Consider the following 19716-nt stretch of genomic DNA (forward strand, 5'->3'; position numbering starts at 1 on the left):
CATGGCCGACATTTCAACGCCCATTAAAGCCTATTCATGCATGGTCGAAGATTGGGATTTAATCGACGCCCTGATGGGCGGCACGAAGGCCATGCGAGCCGCTGGTGAAGCCCGGTTACCGCGCTGGCCGAACGAAGATATCGATGCTTATCGCTGCCGGTTGAAAGTGGCCACGCTGCTTCCTGCGCTCGAAGAGACGATAAAGGGCATGAACGGGCGTGTGTTCGCAGACGAGACCACGCTTTCCGCTGACACGCCGGACGACATTAAGACATACGCAGAAAATTTTGACCTGGCCGGGAATAACTTGGACGTCTGGGCGCAGCAGTTTTTCAATAAAGCCATGGAACGCGGACTTTGCCATGCCTTGGTTGATTATCCCCGCGTTGAAGGCATAAACAGCGTTGCCCAGGAGAAAGCCAGCGGCGCCAGGCCGTATGCCATCATCGTCGATCCGCGCCAACTTATCGGCTGGAAATCGGCGAGAACGGCCAAAGGCGAAACGCTGACCGAGATCCGCATTATGGAATGCGTGACCGTTCCCGATGGCGATTGGGGCGAAAAGGACGTGCTGCAAATCCGGTTACTACGCCCGTATTACTGCGCGCTCTATCAAAAGCAACAGGACGCCAACAATCAGGCCGTATGGGCCCTAACGGATGAATGGACGACCACGATGGACACCATTCCTCTGGTGACGCTCTACACCAAGCGTACCGGCTTCATGACCGCCTCGCCGCCGTTGCTCAATCTGGCGCATATGAACGTCAAGCACTGGCAGAGCCAGAGCGATCAGGACACCATTTTGCACGTCGCCCGGGTGCCGATACTCTCGGTTTTCGGACTGAAAGAAGGCCAGGAATTAACTCTCGGCGCGTCAGTGGCCATGGAATTTTCTGACCGGTCAAAGCAAGGGGTCGAATATACCGAGCATACCGGCGCCAGTATCGAGGCCGGCCAAGCTTCGCTTGATGATCTGGTCGAGCAGATGCGCATGGCTGGAGCCAAGTTACTGCGCCAAGAAAACACGTCGACTAAGTCGGTCGACCAGGTCGGCCAGGAAACCATGCAGGAAGATAGCCCGCTGTACACCATGGCTAATTCCCTGGAAGACGCAATTGATAACGTCCTGCAGTTCATGGCCGACTGGCGCGGAATGCCTGACGGCGGCAATGTTGAGATCCATACCGAACTGGATACGGCGTCGCTTGCCATTGACGCTCCCGGCGTTGTTGCGCTCATTTCTGCTTACCAGGCCGGCGCTATACGTAAGGTTGATTTAGTTCGCGCATTGCAGTCGCTTGGTTTGATTGACGCTGACGCTAATGTTGATGAGGTGATCGCCGAACTGGCCGCCAGCGTACCGGGAATGGGAGCTTACACGCATGACCCAGTCACTGCATGATAATGCCGTCCTCATTCAGTCTCTGATTGAGCGCATCAAGGCTGGGCAGAGCGGCGAGCTCAAAACCCTGTTTAATGATCTGCGCTCTGCTGCCGGCGACATCCTGCAGGACTATGACGGCATAATCGGTACGATGGGCCAGCGCGACGAGATATCCAAGCTGCTCGCCAAGGCCATGGAGCTGCCGGTCGATGCGTATGGCCAGCAGCTGCGCGACCTGTGCAATCAGATTTCCGGCGAAGTGGTCAATCTGGAATATCACTCGCTGATGTCGGTTGCCGGCATGCCGGCGCTGGTTATTCCCGATACTGATAAAATCATCCGCCAGCTCGACAATACGCCGATGTCGATCCGCAACTGGCGCGGTGAGTTAATGCTCGACCCGTTCATCAAAGACTGGGAAACGGCGACGCTCACCGCGGCGAACAATGCTGTGTTGAGGGCCTGGAGCGAAGGCCAGACAATCCAGCAACTCACCACCATGCTGCGAGGCACCAAAAAGCTTTACGGCGCCGACGGTATTATCGGCCAGTACGTTCAGAACGCCGACATGATTGGCCGGACGGCGATACAGCACACGTCCAGTGTGGCGCGAGAAGCTTTCTATGATGCTAATGACGATGTGATCGATAAGGTACGATTTGTCGCTACCCTCGATAACAGAACTACCGCTGTATGCCGATCGCTGGATGGTACGGAATATCCGATTAATGTCGGGCCCAGGCCGCCACTTCACATTGGCTGCCGAAGCACAACTCGTCCGGTGCTGGATGACGACACTTTCAGTGAAGGCGCAACGCGGTCATCAGCGACGGGTTATGTGCCAGCAAATGAAACATATTACCAGTGGCTCGAACGTCAGCCGGACGACTATCAGGACAGCGCCATCGGCAAGATGCGGGCCACGCTGCTGCGTGATGGTGGCCTTAGCGCTCAACAATTCGCAGCCCTGCAGCTCGATAAGAATTTTCAGCCACTTACCCTGGACGAAATGAGGCAATTAGCTCCAAACGCATTCATTCGGGCCGGCGTTTAATCAATCCCATTTTAACCTGGTCGCTTTGGCGGCCTTTTTTATGCCTGTCGTCTGGCGGATGCCGGCGGCGAACCGGGGCGGATGCTCCAATAAATGGCCGGAAGGCTGGAGAAAGTAATGAAACTGAAATTAGACGCAGACGGTCATGTTGTTGTCGAAAACGGCATGCCGGTTTATATCCATGATGACGGTAAAGAGATCCCTTTCGACGCCGTCCAGGCCGTTGGCAAAATTGCATCACTCAACGGTGAGGCTAAATCTCACCGCGAAGCCAAAGAAGCGGCAGAGGCAAACCTGAAGAAATTTTCAGGTATTGACGACCCGGCCAAAGCGCTGGAAGCTCTGCAGACACTGACCAAAATCGACCAGAAAAAGCTAATCGACGCTGGCGCCGTTGACCAGGTTAAGGAACAAATCACCAAAGCATTCCAGACCCAGATTGATGAACTGACCGGCACAAACAAAACGCTCCAGTCGCAGCTTTATAACGAAATGATCGGCGGCCGCTTTGGCAGCTCAAAATTCATTACTGAAAAACTCGCGATCCCGGCTGATTTTGTACAGGCCCGGTTCGGTCAGTCCTTCAAAATTGAAGACGGCAAGGTCGTTGCTTATGACCCATCGGGCAATAAAGTGCTCTCTCGAACAAAACTCGGTGATTTGGCTGATTTCGATGAAGCGCTGGAACTCCTCATCGAGCAATATCCGCAGAAAGACCACATTCTGAAAGCCTCAGGTGCGACGGGCACCGGCGCGCAACAAAGTCAGCACCAAGCCGGACAGAAAACGATAAAGCGCACTGATTTCGATGCTCTCGATATGGTTGGAAAGAACGAAGCCTTAAAGGGCGGCGTTACTGTTGTTGATTGATACACCTCAATTTTGCCGGGACCTGGATAGGGATCGGCGCATGGCTGGATAGCCAAAACAAACCCTCCCTAACCAATATTTCAAGGATTCATAAATCATGGCTGGAAATACCTTAACGGGACTAATCCCGACAATTTATACCGCGTTAAACGTGGTTTCTCGCGAATTAATCGGCTTCATCCCTGCTGTATCTCGCAATACCAAGGCTGATGCTGCTGCGGTAGGACAGACCGTTACTGCACCGGTCGCATTGCCTGCCACCGCTGTGGATATTGTTCCCGGCGCTACTGCACCGGATAACGGTGAACAGACGGTCGGCACGGTCGGCGTTACCATTACCAAATCGAAAATGGTCCCGGTAAAATGGAATGGCGAGGAACAACTCGGATTAGGCCCGGCCGGTACGTACAACACTATCCTGGCAGATCAATTCCAAGAAGCCTTCCGCGCTTTAGCTAACGAAGTTGAAGGAGATCTCGGCGGACTGTACTTCGGCTCTTCGCGCGCAGTCGGTACGGCCGGAACTGCACCGTTTGGCGTGAAAGAGGATTTCTCCGACTTTGCCAATACCAACCAAGTGCTCGACGACAATGGCGCACCGAAAACTGGTCGGCAAATGGTCCTCGGCTCTAATGCGATTACCAACATTCGCGGTAAACAATCGCTGCTGTTCAAGGCAAACGAAGCCGGCACTGATGAATTGCTGCGTCAGGGTATCATCGGCCAGGTGGAGGGTTTCAACATCCATAATTCGGCTGGCGTGAAGCGTGTCGCTGCTGCTACTGGCGCGGGGTATCTGGTTAATAACGCTGCTGGATATAATATCGGTGACCGCCTTATCGCCGTTGATACCGGAACCGGTACCGTACCCATTGGCACTCCGATCACCTTCGCTGGGGATACCAACAAATATGTGGTTGCCGCATCAACCGCCACGGTGATTACTTTGGCCTATCCCGGTCTGCGACAGGCTGTTGCAGATAATGCGGCTATCACTGTTGGCGGCGCATTCACCGCAAACATGGCGTTCAGCAAAAACGCCTTCTTGCTGGCCGCCCGTACCCCGGCAATGCCTCAAGGCGGCGATAGTGCTGACGATGTGATGACCGTTACTGACCCGGTATCCAATATCTCGTTTCAGGTGGCGTTATATCGTCAATACCACCAGGTGCGTTATGAAGTCGGCCTTGCCTGGGGTGTCGCATCTATCGCGCCTCAGCATTCAACTATCCTTCTGGGCTAATCCAGATCAGCAAATGGGGCTTCGGCCCCCTTTTTATTGGATAAAAAACCATGGCAAAGACAAAAGATGGCATCGATGCTGCTGAACAGCCTGAACAGCCTGAACAGCCTGAACAGCCTGAACAGCCTGAACAACCAATCCGGATGTATACGGAAACGCCTGATCATGCCGGTGGCCCGACTGAAGCCGATGTCCACCCTGACGAAGTGGAAAATTGGAAGGCCCAGGGCTGGCGCATTGAAGAGTAACAGGGGGCGTTATGCTCGTAACAGACATGAATTCGCCGGATTTCAACAGCTATGCTTCGGTTGATGACTGCCGGGCATATGCCAGCGCTCGCGGCTTCACGCTGCCGGCGGACGATGCAGCCGTCGAACCGCTACTGTTTCAGGCCATGGACTGGTTAGAAGGTCGGAAGTGGAAAGGGATACCGCGGGTGTTCGGCCAGAATCTGGCGTGGCCGCGCGCGTACGTAAAACGCGACTATTACACCATCCACAGCGATGTGATCCCGAAACAAGTAATTGAGGCGCAATGCCGCCTGGCGGTTGAGGCGCAGACGATTGATCTGCTCGCGTCAAATCAGAACGGTCAAGAGGTCTTGTCCGAGGCGGTCAGTGGAGTAGTGAGCGTGACGTATTCTGAGTTCAGCCGCGACATTGCGCCTTCGTTTCCTGCCGTTGATGCGCTGCTGCGCGGCCTGTGCGTCGGCGCCGGGCAGATAGCTATCGTGAGAGGATGATATGGCTGCTTTCTATCCACGCATGCAGGCCACGACCACCAAGTTGCTGACGAAATATGGCAAAACGATGTACCTGGAGCGCGCCGGCACGTCTGTTACCGACCCGGTGACCGGCGATGCTACGACTTCACCGCCGCAATCATTGCCCGTTATTGGCGTGGTACAGGACTTTAACCGATTGGAAGTCGACGGCACGCTCATTCTGGCCAGCGATAAGAAGGTGACCATCACCGCGGCGACTGCGCCGCTTATTGGGGATTCTCTGCAAGACGGCACAACCAAATGGCGGATCATCAATATCAGCGACAAAACACCCGCTGACGTGACGCTCTGCTATCAGCTGCAAGTGAGGCGCTAAATGGGTGGATTCTCAATGTCTATCGGCAAGTGGGCTGGCGATACCATCCAGCGCACCGAGAACGTCGGAAAAGAAGCGGCGATCGAGCTATTCGGTAGCGTCATTAACGATACTCCAGTGGATAAAGGAACTTTACGGGCCAATTGGCAGGCAACGGCTGACTCCCCAGCGACAGGGCAACTTGCTGATACTGATATTAGCGGAGCGCAAACCGTCGAAAAGATGACGGCAACCGTTAACGCATTGGACCAAGATTTCACCGTCTATTTGGCGAATAACCTGCCTTACGCTCAGGTCGCAGAATATGGCGAATGGAAGGATAAAAACGGCAATCCGGCAAACGGCCCAAAAACCGTTAACGGTTTCGCCATTCGAGCTCCGGCGGGCATGGTTCGCCGCAACATGGCCCGCATAAACACCATCCTCAATAAGCAGATGGTTCTCATCAAGTAAGGTAAACCCGTGAAGGACATTTCATCAGCTCTGCGCACGCGCATGATAGCGGCAGCCGCTGCGTTGTCTTTGCCGGTGGCCTGGCCGCTTGAAGCATTCGATCCGCCTGATGGCGACTATCTGCGATTTTACTTTTCGCCGGCGGGCGATGACGCGCTGTCGTATGGCCCGGGCGGCCTGGATTCGATATCGGGATTTTTCCAGGTTGATGTCGTTTGCAAAATACGCGCTGGCGTCAATGGCGTGATGCTCTCGATATTCGACACGCTACGGTCGCAATTCAAAATCGGGACCGTCCTCACTTACAACAACACCCGCGTCACAATCAAAAACCGCGACTACACCGATCCGCAGTCTCTCGATGGCTGGGCGGTCGCTCATCTGACGTTCTACTGGTCATCATACGAAACACGGAGCTAAAAATTATGGCTATGATCACTGCCGCCGGCGCCAAACAGGTCGATTACTGGATGGTGCCTGAAGTCGTTGAGGGCACAACCCCGGCGACGCCCGCATTCATCCGCATACCGAAAACACCTGGCGAATTAACCCTGACCCGCGATGCGCTGAGCTCGAACCAGGTAAGAAAAAATCGTAAAACGTTGTTCTCTGGCCGTGGCTCGGAAAGCTCTTCCGGCACGCTCAACACTGAATTTGCCTTTGCGGATTTCGATTATCTGCTGCAAAGCCTGATGTTCAATTCGTGGGTTGAGGACGTTCTCGTTATCGGCACCACTCATAAGCCGTTCACACTTGAGCGCAAGCAGTCCGATATCAACACGCTGCGGCGCTATCCCGGCTGTCTGGTCAATACGCTGGCCCTCACGGCCACACCCAACGCCATCGTGACGGCTGATTTCGGCATCATGGGCGCGTCGGTGCTGTATGACGCGACAGCCATTACCGATGCGACTTATACCGAGCCGGCCAATAACGATCCGTTCGATTCTACCGGCGAAAACGCCACGCTGACCGCGACCATTTTAGTGAATGGCGTGGCCAGCAATGCGGTCACGTCCGTATCGCTCAATATGGATAACGGGATTTCTCAGTCGCATGTCTACGGCCAGCGCGGCGTTGCGGCCAGCGGCTCAACCAATGCGGCCACGACCGGGTCAATCACGTTCCTCTACCAGGACGAGGACTTGTCCCAGATGTTCTATGACAATGCGGACATTTCCCTGGAGTTCACGTTAAGCGGTGCGGCCGGCGCATATACCTTCCTGCTGCCGCGCATCAAATTCACGTCCGAGGCGCTGGCGGAGGCCGACGCATTCCAGGCGCTGACATTCAATTACACCGCATTCGCGACAAAAGACACCGGCATCCTGCTGCAGATCGCCCGCGTTCCCGTTGTGGAAGCCTAACCAATTGCCCGGGCAATACCGGGCCCACTGGAGCATTAAATGAAATTAAGCGATTTCGCCACCCGGGCCGAAGCCAACGAAGGGAAAAAACTGTTCCTGCTGCTGCCGGACGGCACACCGACCGAAGAATACTTGCTGGTGCGGGGCATTGATAGCGATGAGTTCCGAGCCGCCAAGACTGCCGCAAGCAGGGCCGTGTTCGAACTGGACAAAAAACAACTGGACGACAAAGGTTTTATCAAGAAATTCGACGAGGACGCCGAGTTCACGCAGTTCCAGGCGCTGGTTATCAACTGGTCGCTGGATGAGGAGTTCACGCCGGATAACCTGAAGCTGTTGCTCACTGAATCGCCAAATATCAGGGAGCGCGTGAACAATTTCGCCGCCAACCGGGCAGAGTTTTTCAAAAAAAAGCCGCAGGCCTCGTCCGATACACCGCCTTCCAGCGAAAGCTCGACAAGCGGCAAAAAGACGGCAAAAGCCTAAGAGAGCATTACCACGCCGCGATGAAATTAGGTATCACGCCGGACGCTATGATTGACCCACCTGATTTGCCGGAAGGAACGGGCTACCTCTGGGGCTGGTTCATCGACCTGATGCGCGGTTCCGGCGGCGAATTGACGTTTTCAGAGTTGAAAGCCTGGACGGAATTAACCGGCAACCGGCCGACGCCGGCGGAAGTCGAAATCATTATGGACATGGCCTTCGAGGTCACGAAAGACATACCGAAGTTATAGCCCTGACTATCGGAGAGAACATTCCTGCGGCCATTTCCGAGTGCCCGAGTGATTAATCAGCAGAACAATATCCTCCCTTGTGATGTGACCCTGTCCCTCCATGAGGGTGCTCGCCTTTTGGGCAAGCTATTGCTGAAACAGACATCCCGCTAAAAATTAATATTAAAAATAACGCAATTACTTTTTTCATTTCATTCCTTTCATGCATGTTTGTGTCGGTCAATTTGGCCGACTTGCGGCAAGTCTATGCCCATAAAGTTACAAATAAAGATAGCTTCATCAAATAGCCCGGAGATAAGCACATGCCGCAAGAAACAGGCAGCCTGATAATCAAGGTCACGCAGGATGGCGTAGCGAAAGCGGCTGACGCTCTGGGAGACCTCACGGCGGCAAGCGTGGCGGCCGAGAACGCGGCAGGCAATCTTGCCAGTGAAATGGCAACGACCAATACGGTATCGCGCACCGCCGCTGCTGGTGTAGATCTGTATGGCCGCCAGACTGCCGCGATGTCACAGAAGACTACTGCCGCATCCAAAAGCATCAATGGCGTTACCTCTGATATGGCAAGCCAGCAAGCGGCGCTGGTGGCGTTGCTTGGAAAGATTGATCCGGTTGTGGGTGCCTATGGCCGCCTGGATGAAATGGAAAAGCAGCTTAAGGGTTTCAGCGCCGCAGGGCTTATCGATGGTGATGATCTGACGGAATACGCTGCAAAGATTGATTCAATGCGCACCAAGCTTGAGCAGGCCTCATATGCAGCAACGGCAGAAGGCCAAGCAGCGGCAAAGGCTGCAAGGGAGTCAGCAGCAGCTGATCAGCAGTCAATCGCAGCAAAAGAATCATTCATCAACAGCCTGAAGCAGCAAACTGAAACTCTTGGCATGACATCGGCTCAGTTGCTGGAATATAAGGCCGCACAGTTGGGCGTTTCGGCTGAGGCGCAACCTCTAATCGCTAAACTATCGCAGCAAAATGTCGCTATGCGCACCGGCGGAATTACTGCTGGGCAATACGCCCAGGCCATGCGTTTATTGCCTATGCAGATCACTGACGTGGTGACCTCACTGGCTTCGGGTATGCCGATATGGTTGATCGCCATTCAGCAGGGCGGGCAGATAAAGGATAGCTTTGGTGGTATAGGTAATGCGGCGAGGGCGATGCTTAGCTTCATCAACCCTGTAACGTTGGGTCTGGGCGCCATTGCCGTTGCCGGCGGTGCGCTGACCATCGCTTTCAAGCAGGGTAATGCTGAAATGGATGGCTACAACCAGGCCATCATTACTACCGGGCGGTATGCGGGCGTTTCAGCAGATCAGTTGGCTGATATGGCTAAATCGATTAGCTCGAATGTTGGCACCACGTCGCAGGCAGCCAAAGCGCTCACCGATACGCTGTCCACCGGCCAATTCAGCGGTGGCCAGTTAAAAATGGTTGCTCAGGCCGCTGTAGCAATGCAGGACGCGACCGGCAAGGCGATTGATGCGACCATTGCCGAGTTTCAGCGACTTGAACAGGACCCGGTCAGTGCGTCCGAGTCGCTGAACAACCAATTCCATTATCTGACCGCTTCGGTATACGACCAAATCGCCGCACTGGAGCGCCAGGGCGATACCCAGCAGGCGGCCGCCGTTGCTGTCAGCGCATACGCTACCGCAGAACTGAACGCCGCCAATGATGTAAAGAACAATATGGGTGCCTTAGAGACGGCATGGGATGCAGTTGCCCGGGCGGCAAAGGGTGCGTGGGACGCAATGATGGATATCGGCCGGGCCCAAACGCCGGCTGATAAAATCAAAACTGCCACCGCAACCGTTAACAATATTCAATCAAGCCTGTCCGGCCTGGACTCAATCGACACGTCGCAGGGTGGCATGCTGACCGGCGGGGTTGCCAACGCAAAGGCCAGATTAAAAGAGCAATTAATCACCGCCCAGAACGATTTGAGCAGCGCGCTGCTGACCAATCAGCGTGACTTGAATAAAGCCGCCAGTAATCAGGCTACAGCTTATTACAACGATCAGGCGGTGCAGGCCACCAAATCGGTAAATACCCTCTATACCGCGGTGCTGACGAAAGCCCAGCAGCGAAAGCAAGATATCGATAAACTGAATAAGGACATGGCGAACGGGGCTATTTTGCCGGCCGGTGTCAGTTATGATGATTTGGTCAAACAGATCAACGACAAGTATAAAGACGCAGCGCCCAAAGCCGTAACCGATAGCGCCGCAACGCGCATGCTGCTCGAGCTACAGGGACAGGAAGCGTCATTGCAAGGGCAGGTCGACACACAAAGCAAGCTCGGTGCCTGGGAGCAAAAACGGCTTATTTTCAATCAGCAAATGGCCGACCTGCAGGGCAAGACAATCCTCACGGCAGATCAGAAAAGTCTTCTGGCTAACCAGGCTGGCCTGGATGTCGAGCTGGATAAACTTGTGGCGCTGGAAAAGCAGGCCAAGCAGCGCGAGGATATCCAAAAGCTTGAAGAGCGATCCGCTCAACTCAATGAAACTATGGCCTCGGCCTATTCAAACGCTGGCGATCAGTATGCCCGGCAACTCAACGCCTATGGGAAGGGTGATATTGAGCAGCAACGGACTAATGACACGTCCAGCATTTATAAAGAGTACCAGCGCTACCAGGAACAGCTTGATAAAGGCACGCCGGCGGATGCGCTTAATTCTGACGCGTACAAAAAGGAAACGGCCAATATCAAAACGCAACTGGACGCCCGCCTGAAGCAGCAGAGCGACTATTATGCTCAATTGGATGCTCTTCAAAGCGACTGGACGAACGGCGCCACGTCCGCGTATCAAAATTATCTCGACTCGGCCAAAGATATCGCCGGCCAGACGAAAACAGCCTTCACCGACGCATTCAGCGGCATGGAAGATGCGCTGGTCTCGTTTGTCACGACCGGCAAGCTGAATTTTTCCAGCTTCGCCACGTCTGTCCTGAATGACCTGGCGCGGATCGCCATTAAAAGCGCGGAATCCTCTTTTCTGCAAGGCGTGGTCAGTATTGCGTCTGGATTAATTGGCGGCGCATCTTCATCGACGGCTTCTGCCTCTGGTAGCAGCTTCTCTTCTGGCGCTTATAGCAATCTGAGCCTGAACGCCAAAGGCGGCGTCTATGATTCCCCCAGCCTGAGCGCCTATAGTGGGCGTGTGGTTGACCGACCGACGCTCTTTGCGTTCGCCGCAGGCGGGGGCGTGATGGGCGAGGCGGGCCCGGAAGCAATATTGCCCTTGTCCCGCGGCTCGGATGGATCTCTGGGTGTTCGCGCGAAGGGCGGATCTGCTGCAACTGTGGCATTTGCGCCGCATATCGAGATGAACATCGATCAGCGCGGAAACACGAATGACCAGCAGCAGCAGAACAACAACGCCTTGCTGAAGGGCGTCAACCAACTTATGAATGCTAAATTAGCAAACTTCAAAATGGAAATGCAGCGGCCCGGGTTCAATAATTAAACGGAGCGTGGTATGTACGAGTTTAAATGGCTACCCGACCAGGACAATTTCACCGGTACCGCCGCGCCGCTGGTAAGGGTAGTGAGCTACGGCGACGGTTATGAGCAACGCCAGAAGAATGGCATCCATCACGACATGCGCTCGTACTCGCTGACGTTTACCGGTGAACGTGAATATGTCGATGAGATTGAGCGTTTCCTGACTGACCGCGGGGCCGTCGAGGCATTCACCTGGAAGGCACAGGACCAATGGATTAACCGGACATTCAAATGCGCAACCTGGACGCGCGCTATTAACGGGCTCTGGGAAACGCTCACGGCGACGTTTCAGGAAGTCGTTGCTTAGCATCCTCATGATTTGCGTTGTTTTGCGCTTCGCTGGTGATATGCTGTTGCAAAATGTTACTGGCGAGGGAAGGAAGTGAAAAAAATTATATTGGCATTTTTTATCTTTGGCCTAGCTGGATGTGCCAGGCCTTACGGACCAGCAGAGCAAGTTCTAAATAAAGATATTGTGTCACCCAAATCTGGAGAACAGCAGACCAAGATTACCGTTACAAGGAATAAACAATTCATAGGTGGTGGCAGCGGAGGGATGTGTAAATTTTTAGTGACCATTGATGGAAGTGACGTCGCGCTTTTAAAACAGAATCAATTTGTGACCGCCTATATTACAAATGGGTCACATAAATTAAAGGTAAGCAATGAATGCAATGTTCTTACCATGGGCATGAGAAAGACGCTTGATATTATAGCTAATGGAACAGAGCAGCAGTATATCGCTGAAAATGGCTTTTGGGGACAATATAGAATGTGGCGTACAAAATAATGAGGTGATAGATGAGAAAAATAAGAATTAGGATATTTTTTTTATTATTTTGTATGATTCCATGGACATCATTTGCTTCTGATTGGGTATACAGCCAGAAAAAAGATGAAATGAGGAATGCGGTTAGCTATTCTGCATATTTGCCATCATTGAATTCTGTGGAATTTAATTATCCATATAATGGTGGTTCAAGTTTGAGTATTGTTTTTATCAGTAATGACAATAAAATTGTTGATAAAGCAGGAATTAGCCTGACAAAAGGCCAGATGTTTTGTGCAGATGATGAAAAATGTTATGCGCATGCTAAGTTTGATGATGGTAGAATTATAAACTTGAATATGATAATAAGTAAATCTAATCCCGACACTGCCCTTATTGTAGGACCTAAAGGATTTGCTGATGATGTTTTTTTATCAAAAGGTGTAATTATAGAGGTTCCTGTATTTAAAGATGGAGAGATTCAATTTAAATTTAATCTCGATGGGTTCAAGTGGAGGGGCGCACCTGAAAACTTACCATTTGTGACATCACTTGGTTCGTTTCCCTTCGGAAAAAGAACCGATGAATTAGATTTAAAATTAAAAAATGGGCAACAAACAATTAATGGTGAGTCTTGTTTTGTACTGCCAGATATAAATTTATTCAAAACAATAAACTTAAAAACAAATGTTAAATACTGTGGCTTTAATGGATACCTTGTATCTGTCGGAGCTACCTATCCATATAACCAAAATAATTATAGAAAGTTGGTTGCAGAAATTGGTAAGTATCGTGGAATGTCAGGGAAAATAAATAATTCATTTTACATGTGGGGCTTGGATGAATATGGCGAGTTGACAACCATTTTTATGTATTTGAGTAAAAAAGATGGTATTTCATTTATAGCAAGCTATTCGCCTGTATCCATAAAGGTATCAAACGCACCAAAACAATAAATAGAACATTTTTTATAATCAATTTGTCATAAATATCAATGCTCGCTGCGGCGAGCTTTTTTTATGGGAGTAATTCATGCGAGATATTCCAGACTCGATGCGAATCGACGTCACCCAAATCGAGCAGCCAGCGCTATTAGAGCTTTTCGAAGTCGATCTAACAGAATTTGGCGGCGATATTTACCGGTTCCATTCCGGCTTGAACGGACGATTACAGCCGGTTGTGTGGCAGGGCGAAACATATCAGCCTTACCCGGTTGAGGCGTCAGGCTTCGAAGTTAGCGGCACCGGCACCAGTAACCGCCCGACGCTCACCCTGGCCAATATCAGTGGGCTGATAACCGGCATCAACCAGGACTATGACGACGCCGTGGGCGCCATTGTTACCCGGCGGCAGGTGTACGAGCAATACCTCGACGCTGTGAACTATCCCAACGGCAACTCTCAGGCAGATCCAACGATGGAATCAGTAACGCGCTATGTGATTGAGCAATGCGCCAACCTGCAAACCGAATTTGTTTCCTACACGCTGTGCCTGCCATCAGAAAGCGACGGCGCGCTGTTGCCGACGAGAACTATCCTGGCTGACGTTTGTTCATGGGTTTATCGGTCTGCTGATTGCAGCTATACCGGCGGGCCGGTGGCGGATGAGTTTGACGTTCCCACATCTGACAGCAGCAAAGATAAGTGCGGCAAGCGATTGGCTTCTTGCAAGCTTCGGTTTGGTAGCGCAGGCGTTCTTTCTTTCGGCGGCTTCCCGGCAGCAAACAAGATTAAATAGCAGGCCCCATGATTGAAGATGACATTTTGGCTCACTCCTCTGCATGCGCTCAGGAAGAGTGCTGCGGTTTGGTGGTGGGCGACGAGTATGTCCGGTGCCGGAACATGGCCGGTACACCGGAATCAAGCTTTGAAATCCACCCTGATGATTGGTCTGCCGCTGAAGATAAAGGAGACATTCAGGCGGTGGTGCATAGCCATCCTGGCGGCGTACCGTTTCTCAGCGAAGCTGACCGGATTATGCAATGTCGCAGCGGCTTGCCCTGGTGGCTCGTATGCAATGGCGCGATCCGCAAATTTCGCTGCGCACCACCGCTATTGGGCCGCAAGTTCGAGCATGGCGTAATGGACTGCTACACGATCATGCGCGACGCATATCACTTGTGCGGCCATGACCTGCCCGACTTCGAGCGCAAGGATGATTGGTGGAAGGGCAAAGCGGATTTGTACTTCGAGAACATGGCCGCCGGCGGCTTCGTTCGGCTGGGCGACGGCGCGGAAATATTTCCAGGTGACGTTTTCCTAATGTGTCTGGACCTGGCCGGCCAGACCATTCCCAAAGCCACCCATTCGGCAATATATATCGGCAATCAACAAATTTTGCACCAACGCCCCAATGCGCTCAGTAAGCGCGACGTTTATGGTGGCTTCTGGCAAAAAATTACGCATTCAACCTGGAGGTATCAAAAATGGCAACAGTCAGATTTTACGGGGATCTTAAACGATTTGGCAGCGAGTTCCAACTCGAGGTAGAGACGGGGGCGGAAGCGCTGCGGGCTTTACTCATCCAGATCCCGGGCCTACGCCAGCACATCAGCGAGGGCCGTTATAAGGTCCGCGTAGGGGAGAAACAACTCACCATGGACACGCTGAAAAAAGGGATGCATACCCGCTTGAAACGACATACCGAAATCCGCATCACGCCGGTTGTTGCCGGTGCAAAAAACGGGGGATTATTCCAGACTATCTTAGGAGCCGCCTTAATAGTCATAGGAGTGATTTTTTCAGAAACGCCATTTGGAGCACCCTTAATTGCTACCGGTATCGGCCTTGCTGCCGGCGGCGTCGCCCAGATGCTCACCAAAACGCCCAAAACCAGCACGTCATCCAGTGCTGACAACGGGGCCACCAACAACTATTTCTCATCCCTTGAGAACGTAGTCGGCCAAGGCGATCCGGTCCCGCTACTTTATGGCCGTATGCGTGTCGGCTCGCACGTTATTTCACAGGGATTGATAACCGACAAATCCTAAGCAAGCTCATTCAAAATTGCGTTCCCTTGCAAGCCCCCAGTGTTAGGATGTGGCGAAGTATTACTCGCGGACTCAGCGCTATGAAGATGAATGAATGGAAACCAATAGTCACTTTGATTGTAGTGATTTTTTTCGGGTTAGTGACTTATATGAGTAGCAGCAAGGAAGCGGCGACAGTACCGGTTGCCACTCCTGTGGCTCACGGCGCGCCATAGGCTGCTTTCAATTCGAATTTTGTTAATCAATCAAAAATTACGGCTCACTTCGGCGGGCCTTTTTTTATGGGAGTAATCCATGGGCGGAAGCAGCGGCGGAAGCAGCAAAACCCCGACAGAGCAGGCGGATAACCTCAAATCAAAACAGCGCATCCAGATTATCGACCTGATTTCGGAAGGGCCGATATTTGGCCCGGTGGACGGCCTTAAATCTTTTTACCTGAATGACACTCCTGTCCTTGATTCCAATGGCAATGCCAATTTTACCGGCGTTGATGCCGAATGGACCTCGGGAACACAGGATCAGGCGTATCTGACCGGCTATTCGGACGTTGAGAACGAAATTGGCGTCAGTACTGAATTGGTTTACGCCACGCCCATCGTGAAGACCGTGACAGACGCGGATGTTAATCGGGTGCGGCTAACTGTAGGCGTTGATTCCCTGCTTTCGCAGGACGATGACGGTGACCTGAATTACGCCACCGTCCATATGCAAATCCAGATACAAAACACTGCCGAAACGTGGGACACCGTCGACAACATCACCATCACAGGCAAAACGACCAGCCAGTATCTCGAATCGCACATCATCAACGCGCCCGGGCACACGCCCTGGTCTTTCCGAGTGGTACGCCAGGAGGTAGATAGCACTTCAACGAAGCTGCAAAACGGGACTTATTTCAGCAGCTATACCGAAATCATTGACGCCAAACTGAGCTATCCGAACAGCGCTATAGTCGGGACGACGATTGACTATACCGGCCAGTTCAGTGGCATCCCGGCCCGCACTTACGATATGAAAGGGCTTATCGTCCAGGTCCCGAGCAATTACGACCCGGTGGCCCGCACGTATGCCGGGTTGTGGAATGGGACATTTCAAAACGCCTGGACGGATAACCCTGCGTGGGTATTTTACGACCTGGTCACCAATACCCGATATGGCCTGGGTAAGCGTCTCGGACAGTTCGGTTGCGACAAGTGGGCCCTCTATGCCATAGCGCAGTTCTGCGATTCGCTTGTCGATGACGGATTCGGCGGACAAGAGCCGCGCTTTGCCTGCAATCTGTATATCACCGACCAGCGGGCGGCCTATGACGTCCTGAACGATCTGGCCTCTTCGTTCCGAGGAATGCCAATCTGGGACGGGTTGCAGATGACTGTCGTGCAGGATAGGCCTGTCGATCCGGTGTGGGCCTATACCAATGCCAATGTTACCGTAGATGGATTCAAATACGCCTCCAGCGCCCGCAAAGCGCGCCACACGGCGATACAGGTCAGTTGGGTCAACCCTGACAACGACTGGGCATCCGATATCGAGTACGTCTCTGACGATTCGCTGATTGCCCGCTATGGTCTGAATGTGTCGCAGGTAACGGCTTTCGGCTGCACCTCCAGAGGCCAGGCGAACCGGGTAGGGCGCTGGATCCTCAAAACTGAGCAGCTCGAAACCCAAACGGTCACGTTTGATGTGGGCCGCGATGGGCTTAATAACCTGCCCGGCGACATCATTACCGTGGCGGACAATGATTATGCCGGCGCCCGCATGGGTGGCCGCGTGATAGCGTTTTCGGGTACGTCAGTCACGCTCGACGCGCCGGTGGAAATTGCCGAAACTGAAACGGCCTATTTTTCCTATTTGAACGACGCGGCCGCTATGGTGAAAATCCAGATTGCCGCACCCGTTTCAGGCAGCCAGATAACCCTGGCCAGCGCGCCGGCCGGGCTGCGCAAATGGGGCATATTCACCATTTCCAAAAGTAGCCTTGCGACCAGGTTATTTCGCTGTCTAGCGATAACCGATAATGTTGATGATGGCACATACAGCATTACCGCATTGCAGCATGACCCGAATAAACAAGCCGAAGTGGACCTGGGCGAGCAGTTCGATACTCCCACCACGACGCTTTATGGCAGCTCCATACCGGCCCCGGAACATATCGCCATCGATGACTCTGTGGCGAATGATGTTTATCAGATCCGCATCACCTGGGATACGGCAAAAATCTACACCGGGATCACTTTCAATCTGAAACTGGTCCGCCATGACGCCGGCGGCGATGTGGTGGTGTTGCGCGCCAACACGGCGGACATGCAATACACAGTCGGCAACCTGTCGCTGGGCAGCTATTCGGTCTTCATCCGCGGCATGAACGCCGCCGGCCAGCTTGGCGAAGAGTCCGAAGTGGACATGACCATAGGGCCGCCGCTGGCGCCGTCCTCCTTGTCGCTCTACAGCACGAATTTCAGCATCAAAATTGTCCCGGTAGTGAATGGTGTGGTGACGCTCGGCACCCGGTATCAGTTCTACCGCGGCGCCAGCCTAAGCGAGGCCCTCGCCATGGCGAACTATGTCGGGCAGGGCTATGAATTTCTCGACGATGGCCTGACGCCGCTAACGACCTATTGGTATGCTGTCAGGGCATTCAATAATATCGGGCGCTCAGCTTTGGTAACCGGCAGCATCGCGACCAAAAAAGACGCCACCGACATCATGACGGTCATCAGCGACGCTATTCCTGATATCGAATGGGCGCGGGATTTGTCCCAGGAAGTTGCGGTAAACACCTCAGCGGTAGGGCTGCTTTCAGACCGTGCGTATCTCGTCGTGAATAACGAGGGGAAAGTATCGGGCATAGCGATAACGACCAGCCCCGGCGCATCCGTGGTTGATATCCTGGCAAACTATTTTGCCGTTACCGACCCGAGCACGTTGCAGAGAAAACTTTATTGGGATGGCAATAATAACCGCTTAGTGATCGAAGGAGAGGTTAACGCTATCGCGGGCACATTCCAGAATGTCACCATCGCGCAAAACTGCAATATTTTAGGGACTCTGACTGCCGCCCAAATATCGGGAGGGACGGCCGCCAACTCCAGCATTGATTTAACTGGCGTTTCAGACCCCAACGGTAACGCGACCCATACACAGGATTTTCATAAAAACTTGATGGCAAACTCATATGTAAATCGCGTCCTGACTATCGTCGGGCCGATGAGCATCGGAGCATCCGCTAACGGGCCAGGCTCTTTATCTGTCGAGATATTCGCCAACAATGTCAGTATCGGTTCAGCGACAATCGAAACACCATATATAAACGCCGAAGCCAGTTCCGCGAATGGCGCTTTTGGTGCAGCTGTCAATGTTCCAGCCGGAACGGAAATGGATATCACGATACGAGTTTCGAAAATAAACCGGGGAACCATGATTGCAGGACCCGCAATTATGGTCGCTTGTCGTGATACCGGTTCAGACTGGTCGGCGCAATATTAAAATAGGCCGTTTCGGCCGTTTTTTTCATTTGGAGTAAACCATGACCGTAATCTCTGGCGTATTAACCGCGCCCGACGGCAGCGCTTTGCCGAGCGTTAGCATTAATTTGAAGGCGCTGGCGACTTCATCGGCTGTTGTCGCTCAGCTCGAATCGGAAACTGTAACTGACGCCAGCGGGAATTATTCTATTTCGGCAGAAGTGGGGCAGTATCAGGTAACGATATCGGCTTACGGCCAGCCTGATAAACTGGTGGGGAACATTCAGATCTTCGCCGATTCAGTAAACGGGACGCTTAATGATTTCCTGACCACGCCAGGCGAGGACGCCCTTACGCCGGTTATCGTGGCGACGGTAGAGAGCATGCGCCTTGCGGCCCAGACTGCCGCTACTGATGCCCTGGCGGCCCGCGATGCGGCGCAGGGATATGCCATTCATGCAGAGGCGGTCTCAGAAGGCGGGGCAACTTACGCATCAACCACGGCAGGGTTAGCTGCCACCACTTCCGGCCAATACTTCCGTGTTCCGCAAGGAACTGGCGCGACTTCGAGCTTTATCTATTATCTCAATAACGCCGGATCCGCTCTCGCTGTAGCCGATGCTGTTGGCAAGGCTGCGGTGGATGCGGTGGCGGCTATTATACCGGTGGTGCAATCAGCGCCTGGGATTGTTCACGCTTTTGCTGATGAAAACGGTAATACGGCGTTAGCAATATTGAGTAATGGCCTCGCAAAAGTTGCCAGTATGATGTTTGG

22 protein-coding genes are annotated in these 19716 nt (G+C 52.9%); 21 read left to right on the forward strand and 1 reads right to left on the reverse strand.

What is annotated here, in order from left to right:
* Nucleotide 1 precedes the first annotated feature (1 nt).
* The 12 genes from HB631_RS24820 (at nt 2) to HB631_RS24875 (ending at nt 8211) form a co-directional block, all read left to right on the forward strand.
* Nucleotides 2-1405, forward strand: a complete 1404-nt coding sequence (locus tag HB631_RS24820) for a DUF4055 domain-containing protein (RefSeq protein ID WP_213993857.1) — start codon at nt 2-4, stop codon at nt 1403-1405.
* A complete protein-coding gene (locus tag HB631_RS24825; protein ID WP_213993858.1) occupies nt 1386-2441 on the forward strand; it encodes a phage minor head protein in 1056 nt (351 codons plus the stop codon). The genes HB631_RS24820 and HB631_RS24825 overlap by 20 nt, the downstream gene beginning before the upstream one ends.
* Nucleotides 2442-2558: 117 nt before the next feature.
* Complete coding sequence (locus tag HB631_RS24830) at nt 2559-3311, forward strand: DUF6651 domain-containing protein (RefSeq protein ID WP_213993859.1); 753 nt, start codon at nt 2559-2561, stop codon at nt 3309-3311.
* 97 nt (nt 3312-3408) lie between these two features.
* Nucleotides 3409-4554: a P22 phage major capsid protein family protein gene (locus HB631_RS24835; protein WP_213993860.1), complete on the forward strand. Its 1146-nt coding sequence runs from the start codon at nt 3409-3411 to the stop codon at nt 4552-4554.
* A gap of 50 nt (nt 4555-4604) precedes the next feature.
* Nucleotides 4605-4802 (forward strand): hypothetical protein, encoded by a 198-nt coding sequence (locus HB631_RS24840; protein ID WP_213993861.1) that lies wholly within the window; start codon nt 4605-4607, stop codon nt 4800-4802.
* Nucleotides 4803-4813: 11 nt separating this feature from the next.
* Entirely contained in the window at nt 4814-5296 is a 483-nt protein-coding gene (locus HB631_RS24845) for a DnaT-like ssDNA-binding protein (RefSeq protein WP_213993862.1), read from the forward strand.
* A 1-nt stretch (nt 5297) separates the two neighbouring features.
* Nucleotides 5298-5654: a hypothetical protein gene (locus tag HB631_RS24850; protein WP_213993863.1), complete on the forward strand. Its 357-nt coding sequence runs from the start codon at nt 5298-5300 to the stop codon at nt 5652-5654.
* Between the two features lie 15 nt (nt 5655-5669).
* Nucleotides 5670-6107: an HK97 gp10 family phage protein gene (locus tag HB631_RS24855; RefSeq protein ID WP_213993864.1), complete on the forward strand. Its 438-nt coding sequence runs from the start codon at nt 5670-5672 to the stop codon at nt 6105-6107.
* A 9-nt stretch (nt 6108-6116) separates the two neighbouring features.
* Nucleotides 6117-6527, forward strand: coding sequence for a phage tail terminator-like protein (locus tag HB631_RS24860; protein ID WP_213993865.1), 411 nt, complete (start codon nt 6117-6119; stop codon nt 6525-6527).
* 5 nt (nt 6528-6532) lie between these two features.
* A complete protein-coding gene (locus HB631_RS24865) occupies nt 6533-7474 on the forward strand; it encodes a phage tail tube protein (RefSeq protein ID WP_213993866.1) in 942 nt (313 codons plus the stop codon).
* A 39-nt stretch (nt 7475-7513) separates the two neighbouring features.
* Entirely contained in the window at nt 7514-7960 is a 447-nt protein-coding gene (locus tag HB631_RS24870; RefSeq protein ID WP_213993867.1) for a phage tail assembly chaperone, read from the forward strand.
* Nucleotides 7961-8007: 47 nt separating this feature from the next.
* Nucleotides 8008-8211, forward strand: coding sequence for a hypothetical protein (locus HB631_RS24875; RefSeq protein WP_213993868.1), 204 nt, complete (start codon nt 8008-8010; stop codon nt 8209-8211).
* 52 nt (nt 8212-8263) lie between these two features.
* On the opposite strand, the gene HB631_RS24880 is transcribed toward HB631_RS24875, so the two are convergent.
* The gene (locus tag HB631_RS24880; protein WP_213993869.1) at nt 8264-8401 is read right to left on the reverse strand and encodes a hypothetical protein; all 138 of its coding nucleotides are present in this window, start codon (nt 8399-8401) and stop codon (nt 8264-8266) included.
* 112 nt (nt 8402-8513) lie between these two features.
* Here HB631_RS24880 and HB631_RS24885 point away from each other — a divergent pair, with 112 nt between their 5' ends.
* The 9 genes from HB631_RS24885 to HB631_RS24925 form a co-directional block, all read left to right on the forward strand.
* Nucleotides 8514-11681 (forward strand): phage tail tape measure protein, encoded by a 3168-nt coding sequence (locus HB631_RS24885; RefSeq protein ID WP_213993870.1) that lies wholly within the window; start codon nt 8514-8516, stop codon nt 11679-11681.
* Between the two features lie 12 nt (nt 11682-11693).
* Nucleotides 11694-12026: a phage tail protein gene (locus HB631_RS24890; RefSeq protein ID WP_213993871.1), complete on the forward strand. Its 333-nt coding sequence runs from the start codon at nt 11694-11696 to the stop codon at nt 12024-12026.
* Nucleotides 12027-12101: 75 nt separating this feature from the next.
* Nucleotides 12102-12509: a hypothetical protein gene (locus tag HB631_RS24895; RefSeq protein WP_213993872.1), complete on the forward strand. Its 408-nt coding sequence runs from the start codon at nt 12102-12104 to the stop codon at nt 12507-12509.
* A gap of 11 nt (nt 12510-12520) precedes the next feature.
* Complete coding sequence (locus HB631_RS24900; RefSeq protein WP_213993873.1) at nt 12521-13444, forward strand: hypothetical protein; 924 nt, start codon at nt 12521-12523, stop codon at nt 13442-13444.
* Between the two features lie 76 nt (nt 13445-13520).
* A complete protein-coding gene (locus tag HB631_RS24905; protein WP_213993874.1) occupies nt 13521-14225 on the forward strand; it encodes a phage minor tail protein L in 705 nt (234 codons plus the stop codon).
* Nucleotides 14226-14233: 8 nt separating this feature from the next.
* On the forward strand, nt 14234-14977 hold the full coding sequence (locus HB631_RS24910; RefSeq protein WP_213993875.1) for a Mov34/MPN/PAD-1 family protein: 744 nt from the start codon (nt 14234-14236) through the stop codon (nt 14975-14977).
* Nucleotides 14914-15477 carry a tail assembly protein gene (locus HB631_RS24915; protein WP_213993876.1) on the forward strand — a complete coding sequence of 188 codons (564 nt, stop codon included), beginning with the start codon at nt 14914-14916 and terminating at the stop codon, nt 15475-15477. The genes HB631_RS24910 and HB631_RS24915 overlap by 64 nt, the downstream gene beginning before the upstream one ends.
* Nucleotides 15478-15771: 294 nt before the next feature.
* On the forward strand, nt 15772-18963 hold the full coding sequence (locus HB631_RS24920; protein WP_213993877.1) for a phage tail protein: 3192 nt from the start codon (nt 15772-15774) through the stop codon (nt 18961-18963).
* A gap of 40 nt (nt 18964-19003) precedes the next feature.
* Nucleotides 19004-19716: prophage tail fiber N-terminal domain-containing protein (locus HB631_RS24925; RefSeq protein WP_213993878.1), on the forward strand; the 713-nt coding region annotated here is incomplete at its 3' end.

It is taken from the genome of Sodalis sp. dw_96 (assembly GCF_018449575.1).
In the GTDB taxonomy this organism is placed as follows: Bacteria; Pseudomonadota; Gammaproteobacteria; order Enterobacterales; family Enterobacteriaceae; genus Acerihabitans.